Genomic DNA, 12,334 nt, shown 5'->3' on the forward strand with positions numbered 1-12,334 from the left:
CCATTCGCCTACGCTCAGCCGACCCGCCGACCATCGATTGTCAGCGGGCGAGACTGCGTATACCGCAGCGGCCGGTGGCTGGTCACCTCTCACCATTGACCACCTCCACCGGAAAGAGCTGACGCATGACCGATGCCCGCAAGAAGAGAACCGATACCGAGTCGGTGACGAACACCGACTCGGCGCACTCAACGCCGGAGGGCGAGCACTCGAGGCAGCAGGGCAATCGGGCGGGACATCCCCGCTCGGCCCCGCGCGAGAAGATCAAGGCTGACGCGAAGCGCGTGAGCGCCGAAGCGGGGCGGGTGAGTCGCGAGACCGGCCGTCAGCTCGGCAAATTCGACTATCGCCGGCCCGACGACAGGGAGCGCACCGCCGAGGCGGCCGAGCAGAACAACACCCACTACCCGCACGACACCCACCCGATCCTCGTCCCCGGCATCGCCATCGACGAGCAGCGACGCCGTTACTCACTTGATCGGATCATCTTCGCGATCGCCGGTTCACTCACCGTCGCCTTCGTCATCTGGGGCATCTCCAGCCCCAGCAGCGTCGCCACCGTCGCCCAGGCCGCCTACGACTGGGCCACCCTCAACGTCGGGTGGCTGTTCAACCTCGTGGCCATCATCATCCTCGTCTCGCTGCTCATCCTCGCGTTCTCTCCCTACGGCAAGATCCCCTTGGGCAAGGACGGGGAGAAGTCGGAGTTCAGCACCTTCTCCTGGGTCGCCATGCTCTTCGCGGCCGGCATAGGCATCGGCGTCCTCTTCTTCGGACCTTCCGAACCCCTGACCTACTTCATCTCTCCGCCGCCGCTGACGAACGACCCCGAAACCACCGAGGCGCTCCACGGTGCGATGGCCCAGACCTACTTCCACTGGGGCTTCCATGCCTGGGCGATGTACGCCCTCGTCGGCGGCGCCATCGCCTACGCCGCCTACCGTCGCGGCCGCTCCCTGCTGCTGTCCTCGATCTTCGTCACCCTCTTCGGCAAACGACAGACCGAGGGCTTTGCCGGCAAACTCGTCGACATCTTCGCGATCGTCGCGACCCTCTTCGGCACGGCCGCGGCCCTGGGCATCGCTGCCATGCAGATCGGCACCGGCGTGAGCATCGTCTCCGGCGCGGGACCGATGACGAACAATATGCTCGTCATCATCATCCTCGTCCTCACCCTCGGCTTCATCATCTCCGCAGTCTCCGGCGTCTCCCGCGGAATCCGCTACCTCTCGTCGATCAACATCGTGCTGACCGTCGGCATCGTCGCGCTCGTGCTCTTCCTCGGGCCCACGCTCTACCTGCTCAACCTGCTGCCTTCGGCGTTCATGGAATACCTCGGCTCGATGTTCGACATGATGGGCAGGTCCCTGTCCTGGGGTGCCGAGACCCAGGAATTCCAGTCGATCTGGACCGTGTACTACTGGGCCTGGTGGATCTCCTGGTCGCCGTTCGTGGGCACCTTCATCGCCCGCATCTCCCGTGGCCGGTCCATTCGCCAGTTCATCCTCGGCACGATCTTCATCCCCTCGACCCTGCTCTTCGTCGCGTACGGAATCATGGGCGGAACCTCGATCTGGATGTATCGTTCCGGTGCTTCGGGCTTCAGCGACAGCATGGAAGCCCCCGAGGTGTTCTTCACCCTCATCGACAACCTTCCCTTCGTCGAATGGCTGCCGTTCGTCGTCATCCTCGTCCTCGCGATCTTCTTCATCACCTCCGCTGACTCCGCCTCGGTGGTCATGGGCATGCTCACCAGCCGCGGTGATCAGGAACCGAAGAAGTGGGTGGTCGTGTTCTGGGGTCTGGTGATGTCGGGCATCGCCGTGGTCATGCTTCTGCTCGGCGACGCCAGTGCACTCGAAGGGCTCCAACAGCTCGTCATCGTCACCGCGGTGCCGTTCGCGATCGTCATGCTCTTCATCATCGTCGCGTGGTTCAAGGAGCTGCGCACGGATCCGCGGGCCCTGCGCCGGCAGTATGCACTCAACGCGGTCGACAACGCCGTTGTTGCAGGTGCCGATGCCTACGGTGACGACTTCGCCCTCCAGGTCGTGCCGACCGAGCCCGGTGACGGTGCGAACGGCGGAATCGACTCCGAGCACGAAGACTACACCGGCTGGTACCAGCGCACGGACGAGAACGGCGACCCCGTCGGCTTCGACTACGAGACGGGCGAGTGGGCTGACGGATGGACTCCGGAACCCGAGTCCTCCGACTCCGCCGAGGCTGACGCCGGCGACGCCGACGCCGACTCCAGCGCTGCCGGTGACTCCACCGCTGCCGATGACTCAGGCACCACCTCGGCGGACGATTCCACCTCGGTGAGCGGCACCGCCTCCGCCGATGACTCAGACAGCACCACCGATTCCCGTGGCTGACCAGGAAGGACACACCTTGACCACCCCGAATATCGTCGTCATCCAAGCCGATCAGATGGCAGCTCAGGCGCTGGGCGCCTACGGTGACGAGGCAGCACTGACGCCGAACATCGACGCCCTGGCCGCCGACGGCGCGGTCTTCGATCGCGCCTACTGCAACACTCCGCTGTGCGCGCCGTCGCGGGCGTCGATGATGACCGGGCGGATGCCCGCCGACGTCGACTGCCTCGACAACGGTGACGACTTCGCCGCCTCGGTGCCGACGTTCGCCCACCGTCTGCGCACGGCTGGCTATCACACGGCGCTCATCGGACGGATGCACTTCATCGGCCCTGATCAGCACCACGGTTTCGAACAGCGCCTGACCACTGACGTCTACCCGGCAGACCTCGACATGGTTCCCGACTGGAAGCGACCGCTGGAGGAGAAGCTGCAGTGGTACCACGAGGCCGACCCCGTGTTCACCGCGGGCGCGGCGACGGCCAACGTCCAGCAGGACTTCGACGATGAGGTGATCTTCAAGAGCCTGCGTCACCTCAATGACCGCAAACGAGCGAATCAGGCGGCCGGAACCGATCAGCCATTCCTCATGGTGACCTCGTTCATCCACCCCCACGACCCGTACGAGCCGCCGAAGGCCAACTGGGACCGATTCGCCGAGGTGGCCATCCCGGACCCAGCCCACCCCGAGGTTCCCGACGCGGCCGTGGACCCGCACAGCCACCGGCTGCGCACGATGTGCGGCTTCGACCAGCGCGAACCCGGCATCGAAGACGTGCGCCGGGCCCGGCGCGCCTACTATGCGGCGGTGAACTACATCGACGACCACATCGGTGCGATCCGGAAGCGGCTCGAGGAGCTCGACCTCGCGAAGAACACCGTCATCATCGTCACCAGCGATCACGGCGACATGCTCGGGGAGAAGGGACTGTGGTTCAAGATGTCGCCGTACGAACAGTCCTCGCGGGTGCCGATCATCATCAACGGACCCGCCGAGGTGGTCACTCCCGGTCGCTATGCGAACCCCGTCAGCCTCGTCGACCTCGCGCCCACTCTGCTCGAGATCGCTCGGGGGACCGCCACGGGCGGGAATGGCTCTGCCCCGTCCGAAACGGTCGGGGACGCAGACTCGGGTTCCGCCTCGGCGCTGGATGAGGGGCTCGTCGGAACCTCCCTGCTCGAGTCGGCTCGGCGGGAAGTCACCGGTGAGGCCGGACCTGCGGATCGGGACGTCGTCATCGAATACTTCGCCGAGGGCACCTACCGACCGCAGGTCACGCTCGTCCGCGGGGACTGCAAGCTGACCCTGTGCCCGGGCGATCCCGCGCTGCTCTTCGACCTCGCCGCCGATCCGGACGAGCTGGTCAATCGGGCCGAGGATCCCGCCTATGCCGAGACGCTGGCGGCGATGCGAGCCGAGCTCGAATCCCGCTACGACCTCGACCACCTCGAGGATCACGTGCTGCGGTCACAGCGCAGCCGGCAGCTCGTCGCCGATGCGCTCAAGGTCGGGCGGGTCCGCCACTGGGATTTCGACCCCGAACCCGAACACGGCTATGTGCGCGGTGACTTCTGGTCGGCGTTCCGCTTCGGGAAGATTCCTTCCGCCGACTGACCGAGCCGCACCCGCGGGTTCGAAGTGCGGGCGCCCTGATCCAGATCACTGCGCGCACTCTTCGAACCCGCGGAAGCAGGATTCGGACCCCGCCGGACGGTCGCAGCATGGCAGCTGTCAGGGTGAGCCGCCTCGGCGCGAACAATTCACTTGGACTTGGGTGCGTTGTAGGTCACATTCTCAGATTCTGGTGGCATCATTCGAGGTAGGAGGGATGCCATGACCAACTTTGAGTGGACATCTGAGGTTCCGCTCGGCGCGGAGACCACATTCGACTGGCATGCTCGGCCGGGGGCGCTGACCCGCCTCTCACCGCACTGGGCGCAGGAGATCGTCGAGGAGAGCTATCCTCCGATCGCCCCGGGCTCGGTCGCTCAGGTCCGCACGAGTGTGCCCGGCACCTACGGACTCGTGCGGCGCCCCTTCAGCTCGGTGCACTCGGAAGGGCCGTCGCGGTTCTCCTTCGTCGACGAACTGAAGAAGGGGCCGCTGAGCCAGTGGAAGCACACTCATGAGTTCACCTCGGTGGCGGGCGGAACGAAGATCGACGACCACGTCGAATTCTCCATGGCACCACAGGGCTTCGACGTCATCGATCGCGGACTCACCCGCTACCTCGAGGCCACCTTCGAAGCCCGACACCGGCGGATGCTCCAGGACATCGAGTTCCTCGAATCGACGAGGGCGCCGCTGCTCACCCGGAAGAAGGGCAGACACATCCTCATCGCCGGCGGCAGCGGTCTGATCGGGCGTCAGGTCGCCGCACTGTTCTCCACCGCGGGACATTTCGTCCGCCTCCTCGTGCGCGAGACGCCGAAGTTTCCGTACGAGGTGCACTGGAATCCGGACTTGGGAATCCTCAACCCACGGGACCTCGCGTGGGCGGATGCGGTGGTCCACCTCGGCGGGCGATCCATCGCCACCCGGTTCACCAAGCATGCGAAGGATGAGATCTGGTCCTCCCGCATCGACTCGACGAGGCTGCTCGTCGAAACGATGCGCGGTCTGCCCGAGGCCAAGCGGCCTGCGGTCTTCGTCTGTGCTTCGGCGGTCGGCTACTACGGGGCGAAGGCGGACGAACCGGTCGACGAATCGGGTCCGGCCGGTGACGGATTCCTCGCCGAGGTCTGTCAGAAGTGGGAAGAGACCGCGGCCGGAGTCGAAGAGGCCGGGATCCGGCACGTGTCGATCCGCACCGGGGTCGTGCTCAGCTCATTGGGCGGGCTGCTCAAATTGCAGGCGCCGCTGTTCCTCGCCGGTGCCGGCGGGCGGTTGGGCAGCGGGGAGCAGGCCCTGGCGTGGATCTCGCTCGACGATGTTGCGCGGACCTATGTGCACGCCGTCCTCTATGACTATGTGCGGGGTCCGGTCAATGCCGTCGCCCCCGAGCTCGTCTCGCAGGCGGAATTCGCCGAGGCGCTCGCCGCCCACCTGCGCAGACCTGCGTGGATCCCGACGCCTGGTTTCATCACCGAGCTCATGCTCGGCCGTGACGGGGCGAAGGAACTCGCCTTGGCCGATCAGAGAGTGGTGCCGGAGAAGCTGCAGGAAACCGGCTACCAGTTCGCCCACCCGACCCTGGCGGAATGCTTCGACGAGGAGCTCGGTCACGGGGCGTGAGGGTCTGCCCGGCAGAGTCTAGGAATGCAGAAGTCCCCTCCGTCCGGCACGTGAGCCGAGCGGAGGGGACCGATGTTTCTGCAGATTCTGCAGTCTCTGCAGGGCAGGTTCAGAAGCGCTTTGACGCGATCTCCGCACCTTCGGTCAGCGACTGCAGCTTCGCGACGGCGATGTCCGGGTGGACACGTCCGCCCAGGCCGCAGTCGGTGGAAGCGACGACGTTCTCAGGGCCGACGAGCTTGGCGAAGCGACCGATGCGTTCGGCGACGAGTTCGGGATGCTCGACGACGTTCGTCGAGTGGGAGACGATGCCGGGGATGATGTACTTGCCCTCGGGCAGCTTCTTCTCTTCCCAGATCCGCCATTCGTGTTCGTGCCGGACGTTGGCGGCCTCGAACGTGATGCCTGCGGCGTTGATCGACAGCACCTGATCGACGATCTCGATGAACGGCAGGTCGGTGACGTGAGGTCCGTGCCACGAACCCCAGCATGTGTGAACCCGCACCTGAGCCGGGTCGATGCCGCGCAGCGCATGGTTGAGCGCGTCGATGCGGACCTGGATGAACTTGCGGTAATCGTCGAACGACGGTTCCGGGTTGATCTGGTCGAAGTTCTCGGCCAGGGACGGATCGTCGATCTGGACGGTCAGCCCCGCCTCGGTGATGGCGAGGTATTCCTCACGCAGCACATCGGCCCACGCCCAGATGAACTCCTCGTCGGTCTTGTAGTACTCGTTGGCGATGCGGGAGGCCGAACCGGGGGAGAGGGCGTTGATGTAGCCGGCGCGCTCGTCGTAGCCTGCCGCTGCCAGACCTGCCTTGAGGTTTGCGATATCGCGGTTGACCTGGTCCTGACCGATGTAGCTGATCGGTCCCGTCGCCTTCGGGAACTGAGGCTGGGTCCCGGTGTCGGTGCCGGCGTTGGCATCGGTGTAGACATTGGGAAAGAGGTTGCGGTCGCGGCGATCGGAAAAGCTCGTGAGCACGACGTTGTCGGGAGTCGACCGATTCGCGGGCTCTTCGAACAGGTTGAGGTCATGGAGTTCGAGTCCGCCGGTGCGGGCGAACGAGTAGTGCCACCACGCCCCGTAGTCGAACTCGGCGGCCATGGCGTGTCCGTATTCGCCGTCGTTGGGCAGCGAGATGCCCAGGTCCTTCTGACGCTTGACGAGGTCGGTTACGCTGGCGGCGAGCAGTTCCTCGAACTGCTGTGCATCCGCATCGGAGACGGACTCTCCGGCAAGGCGGGCGGTGTTCTGCTGCTGCTTGACCTTGTTGGCCTCGATGAGTTCGGGGGTGCGGGGTAAGGATCCTGCGTGTGATGTGCGAATGGTCGCCATAACTGACTCCTCTGGTCGATCGTGCGGTATGGCTGCGGCCGGTGCGCCGCAGCGATCCCTTTCAGGCAATCACATTCGCAGTGGTGCATGTGTGTCCGGCGTCATCTTGGGTCACGTGGGCGCGCGTCACGTGGACGCGGACGGGGCATGCTGCGCGGCCGGACGGGGGCGGGCTGCGGGGCCGGACGCAGCTGTACCCGTGTCAGCATTGCCACACGAGTGAACCGCTCAGGTTCCTAGAGTGGAATTATGAGCAATTCACCCGATGGTCAGAGCGCAATCGATCGACATTGCCCGGTCCGCACAGGGGGCAGTTGATGTTTAAGCTGGGAGTATGAGCAGCGGACAGAGCAGTCACAATCAGGGCAACTGGCCTGAGCCGAATCAGTCGTGGCAGTCGGGTGCAGGCGACTTTCAGCTCAACAGCGGACATCAGCCTCCCGGCGATCTGGACGCCGCGCGGCGATATCAGGACTCTGCGGGATCGACTGGGCAGGCTTCGCGGCATCCTGGGTGGCTTGCCCGGTCGCTGTTCTGGGCGGCGCTCATCATCGGAGCGCTCCCGGCGCTGGTGCTGGCCCCGATGGCCTACGCCGGAGGACCGGACGCCGTGGTCTTCTATTCCGCCGGGACACTGGTGGGAGGAGTTCTGCGACTCGTCCTCGGCACGATCGCCATACTGCTGGTGAAGAACACAACATGGGCGCGCAGAATCGTCGGCGCCGGGATCTACCTGATCGGCAGCCTCGCCTTGGTTGTCCTCACCCCATTGATATCGATGTTCATGGGCATGAGTGGAGCCGGGCCCGCCGATTCGATGCTGACCGTGGCGATCATCCAGGGGGTGTTGAGCACGATCTATCTGGCCGCTGTGTTCTGCGGATGGTGCATCGCCCGCAATCGCCGGTGGTGGATCCTCGTCATCGCCGTCGCGATCGCAGTGGTGCTCAACATCCTCAACACGTCTTTCGATCACGTGCTGGCAGCTCAGCGGGCGGGCGGAGTGACAGTTGCGGTGGCCGTTCAGGCTGTGTGGCTGGTCATCATGTTCGGTGTCCTCGGACTCTGCCATCTGCTCGGGCGAATCCGCGGAGGAACGGTCTCGCCGCCGAGTCAGCAGGCTCGCCCCAGCCAGCCCTCCACAAACCAGTGGCCTCCTGAATGGGACTCTCGACAGAATCCTCGCCAGAATCCTCATCACTAGTTTCGACCGCGGACCACTCGATCCATACGAGAAAGCGGCACGAGAAGCCCACACACGGAAGCGAGTTGCCTGATGCTGCCGTACATTGTCATCGGAGAAGCACTGTTCTGGGTCTTCCTGCTGGCCGGGGTGTGCGCCAGATACCTGTTGCGATGGCGCACGGCGTCGACGATTCTCCTCATTGCCACACCACTCATCGACATCGTCATCATCGTCTTGACGTATATCGATCTGTACCGGGGTGCTACGTCGGATTTCAGCCACGGTCTGGCCGCGTTCTACGTCGGCTTCTCCGTCGTGTTCGGCCCGGAACTGATTGCTCGAGTCGACCGGCGTTTTGCGAAGCGGTATTCGGCTCAGGAGTCGGCGCCGGCTGTGCCTTCAAAGACCAGTCTGGCGTATTGGCTGCGGTGTCTGACCGCGTCCTCGATCACGATCGCCCTGTTGATCGGCGGAATCGTGATCGCTGGCCTGGCAGACTCCTTCTGGCTGATCTACTGGATGATCGTGGCCGTCTTCACCACGGTGTCGTGGGCAGTGGTCGGGCCGGTCCGTGACCGTTGGCGCAGACGTCGGAACCCGAACCGCAACGGGGACCGAGCCGACGCCGATGCGCAGCGAACCTCCGAGCACTGACCCGTTCACTGGGCACAGAAGACAGACCCCTCAGCCTCGAACCGACCAGTTGCAGCTGGTCAGCTCGGTGCTGAGGGGTCTGTTCGATATATCGCAGACCGCCGTCGCTCAGACGGCGGCCTCGGTCACCGCGGCAACGCTGCCGCCGAAGCGATCACGCAGCGTGCCCTCGTGGGCCTGACCGAGTTCGTCGAGGCCGATGGAGAAATGATCGACGATGTCGAGGCTCGGCTCCGGATCGCCGGCATCGGTCATGCCGATACGCACGAACGGGAACCTGCGCGCGGTGCACATGTCCTTGAACCGGACCTCTTCCGAGCGCGGGACGGCGACGATCGCGCGTGCCGAGGACTCGGAGAACAGTGCGGTGAACACGTCGACGCCGTCACGCTCGCAGACTTCGTCGAGCCAGATCCGGGCACCGGTGCCATACCGCAGCGACGACTCGACGAGCGCCTGCGAGAGTCCACCCTGCGACAGATCGTGCGCAGCATCGATCATTCCGTCGCGCGAGCAGTTGATGAGGATCTCGCCGAGCTCCTTCTCCGCTGCCGGCTTGTACTGCGGAGGAACCCCGCCGAGGTGGCCCGCCGTGACGTCGGCCCACGCCGAACCGTCGAGCTCATCCTCGGTGGTGCCGAGCAGGTAGATGGTCTGGCCCGCTTCCTTCCAGCCGCTGGGGGTGGCGCGGGTGACGTCGTCGAAGACGCCGAGCACACCGACGACCGGGGTCGGGTGGATGGCCACTCCGCCGGTTTGGTTGTACAGAGACACATTGCCACCGGTGACCGGGATGCCCATATCCTGGCAGGCTCCGGCCAGGGCATCGACGGACTGCGCGAACTGCCACATGATCTCCGGATCCTCCGGGGAACCGAAGTTCAGGCAGTCGGTGACCGCACGCGGAATGGCACCGGATGTGGAGACATTGCGGTAGGCCTCGGCCAGAGCCAGCTGGGCGCCGCGCGCTGGGTCGAGGAAGCTGTAGCGACCGTTGGCGTCGGTGGCGATCGCCACGCCGAGCCCAGTCTCCTCATCGACGCGGACGACTCCGGCATCGTCCGGGTAGGCCAGCGCAGTGTTGCCCTGGACGTACTTGTCGTACTGCGAGGTGATCCATGACTTCGAGGCGAGGTTCGGCGAACCCGCGAGCTCGAGCACGGTCGAGCGCAGCTCCTCATCGGACTCCGGCTTTGCCAGGCCCGCGGCCGCAACGGTGTTCGCAGCCACCTCGGCGGTCCATGACGGTTCGGTGAACGGACGGTTGTAGACGGGGCCGTCGTGAGCGACCGAGCGCGGCGGCACATCGACGATGACATCGCCGTGCCATTCGATGACGAGACGGTCCGAGTCGGTGACCTCGCCGAGCACCGAGGTCTCGACCTCCCACTTGCCGACGATTTCGAGGAACTCCTCGAGGCGGTCGGGGCGGACGACAGCCATCATCCGCTCCTGCGACTCCGACATGAGGATCTCTTCGGGCGTCAGGGTCTCATCGCGCAGCAGCACGTCGTCGAGCGCGATGTGCATTCCGCCGTCACCGTTGGACGCCAGCTCCGAGGTGGCGCAGGAGATGCCCGCCGCGCCGAGGTCCTGAATGCCTTCGACGACACCGGCGTGGAAGAGTTCGAGGCAGCATTCGATGAGCACCTTCTCGGCGAAGGGGTCACCGACCTGCACGGCCGGACGCTTCGAGGGCTTCGAATCGTCGAAGGACTCGGACGCGAGGATCGAGGCGCCGCCGATGCCGTCACCGCCGGTGCGCGCACCGAAGAGCACGACCTTGTTGCCCAGGCCCGAGGCGTTGGCCAGGCGGATATCCTCATGTCGCATGACACCCACGGCCAGGGCGTTGACCAGCGGGTTTCCCTGGTAGACGGAGTCGAAGACGGTTTCGCCGCCGATGTTCGGCAGCCCCAGGGAGTTGCCGTAGTTGCTGATGCCGGCGACCACGCCGTGGACGACGCGGGCGGTGTCAGGGTGGTCGATGGCTCCGAAGCGCAGCTGATCCATCACAGCGACCGGGCGCGCACCCATGGAGATGATGTCGCGGACGATGCCGCCCACACCCGTGGCCGCACCCTGGTGGGGTTCGACATAGCTGGGGTGGTTGTGGGATTCGACCTTGAAGGTCACGGCCCAGCCGTCGCCGATGTCGACGACGCCGGCGTTCTCGCCGATGCCCACGAGCAGGTGCTTCTTCATGTCCTCGGTGACCTTGTCACCGAACTTCGACAGGTGGACCTTCGAGGACTTGTACGAGCAGTGCTCGGACCACATCACCGAGTACATGGCCAACTCCGCCGAGGTGGGGCGACGTCCGAGGATCGCCTTGATCTTCTCGTATTCGTCGGCTGTGAGACCGAGATCGGCGTAAGGCTGTTCGACGTCGGGGTTCGCCGCAGCGAACTCGACCGTCTCCTTGACCTTCTTCGAAGCGTTCTGCGGTGAATCGACCTGCGTGGAATCCGCAGGGCTGAGGTTTGACGTCATGTCCTCTTCGGGGCCCTTTCATACGACACGGCACTCACGGCCAATCTTAGCCGTGTCCCCGCATCGGCGACGAAGCGCGTCCACCGGTGGACCACCTCGGCGAGCTCCGCGCGGTGCGCCGCCTTAGAATGGGGGATATGGCAACCCCGAAAATCGTCCTGTTCTACGTCTTCACCCCGCTGCCCGACCCCGAGGCGGTCAAGCTGTGGCAGCACACCCTGGCAGAGAGCCTCGGCCTCAAAGGCCGGGTCATCGTGTCGAAGGACGGCATCAACGCGACGATCGGCGGGGACATCTTCGACGTCAAGCAGTACGTGCGGGCGACGAAGTCCTATGCTCCGTTCAAGAAGGCCGACATCAAATGGTCTAACGGCGAAGGCGATGACTTCCCGCGATTGAGCGTGAAGGTGCGGGACGAGCTCGTCACCTTCGGCACTCCGGATGAGATCACGGTGACCGAGGACGGCGTCCAGGGCGGCGGACAGCACCTCAAGCCCGGAGCCCTGCACAAACTGCTCGACGAGCGCGGCGACGATGTCGTCTTCTTCGACGGCCGCAATGCGATGGAGGCCCAGATCGGGAAATTCCGCGATGCCGTGGTCCCCGAGACTGACACCACACGCGACTTCATCGCCGAAATCGAATCCGGCAAATATGACGACCTCAAAGACAAGCCGGTCGTCACCTACTGCACCGGCGGGATCCGGTGCGAAGTCCTGTCCGTGCTCATGAAGAACCGCGGCTTCGAAGAGGTCTACCAGCTCGATGGCGGCATCGTCCGCTATGGCGAGACCTTCGGCAGCTCCGGCTATTGGGACGGCTCCCTCTATGTCTTCGACAAACGCATGCACGTCGAATTCGGTGACAACGTTGAATCGATCGGGCACTGCGTCTCCTGCGGAGAGAGCACCCCGGAGTTCGTCAACTGCGCAAACCTCGAGTGCCGCAAGCAGTACCTGAGGTGCGCCTCATGCACCGACAAAGGTCTGCAGCCCTACTGCACCGACTGCGTCGAACAGGGAATCCCCGCCGAGGCGTCCGCGGGCTGA

General features: G+C 64.8%; 8 protein-coding genes. 6 read left to right on the top strand and 2 right to left on the bottom strand.

Annotated features, from left to right (window positions below):
* Window positions 1-125 precede the first annotated feature (125 nt).
* The 3 genes from L1F31_RS03630 to L1F31_RS03640 all read left to right on the top strand — a co-directional run bounded on the left by L1F31_RS03630 (window position 126) and on the right by L1F31_RS03640 (window position 5,613).
* A complete protein-coding gene (locus L1F31_RS03630; RefSeq protein WP_265419335.1) occupies window positions 126-2,378 on the top strand; it encodes a BCCT family transporter in 2,253 nt (750 codons plus the stop codon).
* A 16-nt stretch (window positions 2,379-2,394) separates the two neighbouring features.
* Entirely contained in the window at window positions 2,395-3,993 is a 1,599-nt protein-coding gene (betC, locus tag L1F31_RS03635; protein WP_265419336.1) for a choline-sulfatase, read from the top strand.
* A gap of 219 nt (window positions 3,994-4,212) precedes the next feature.
* The gene (locus L1F31_RS03640) at window positions 4,213-5,613 is read left to right on the top strand and encodes a TIGR01777 family oxidoreductase (RefSeq protein WP_265419337.1); all 1,401 of its coding nucleotides are present in this window, start codon (window positions 4,213-4,215) and stop codon (window positions 5,611-5,613) included.
* A gap of 109 nt (window positions 5,614-5,722) precedes the next feature.
* Here the strand turns inward: L1F31_RS03640 and L1F31_RS03645 are convergent, their stop codons facing one another.
* Window positions 5,723-6,952 (bottom strand): cobalamin-independent methionine synthase II family protein, encoded by a 1,230-nt coding sequence (locus L1F31_RS03645; protein WP_265419338.1) that lies wholly within the window; start codon window positions 6,950-6,952, stop codon window positions 5,723-5,725.
* A gap of 334 nt (window positions 6,953-7,286) precedes the next feature.
* Here L1F31_RS03645 and L1F31_RS03650 point away from each other — a divergent pair, with 334 nt between their 5' ends.
* Together L1F31_RS03650 and L1F31_RS03655 are read left to right on the top strand one after the other, a co-directional pair.
* Entirely contained in the window at window positions 7,287-8,156 is an 870-nt protein-coding gene (locus L1F31_RS03650) for a hypothetical protein (protein WP_265419339.1), read from the top strand.
* A 72-nt stretch (window positions 8,157-8,228) separates the two neighbouring features.
* Window positions 8,229-8,792, top strand: a complete 564-nt coding sequence (locus tag L1F31_RS03655) for a hypothetical protein (protein ID WP_265419340.1) — start codon at window positions 8,229-8,231, stop codon at window positions 8,790-8,792.
* A gap of 108 nt (window positions 8,793-8,900) precedes the next feature.
* Here the strand turns inward: L1F31_RS03655 and purL are convergent, their stop codons facing one another.
* Window positions 8,901-11,285 (bottom strand): phosphoribosylformylglycinamidine synthase subunit PurL, encoded by a 2,385-nt coding sequence (gene purL / locus L1F31_RS03660; RefSeq protein WP_265419341.1) that lies wholly within the window; start codon window positions 11,283-11,285, stop codon window positions 8,901-8,903.
* A gap of 137 nt (window positions 11,286-11,422) precedes the next feature.
* Here purL and trhO point away from each other — a divergent pair, with 137 nt between their 5' ends.
* Window positions 11,423-12,334, top strand: coding sequence for an oxygen-dependent tRNA uridine(34) hydroxylase TrhO (gene trhO, locus L1F31_RS03665; protein WP_265419342.1), 912 nt, complete (start codon window positions 11,423-11,425; stop codon window positions 12,332-12,334).

Source organism: Brevibacterium spongiae, assembly GCF_026168515.1.
GTDB classification, from domain to species: Bacteria; Actinomycetota; Actinomycetes; order Actinomycetales; family Brevibacteriaceae; genus Brevibacterium; species Brevibacterium spongiae.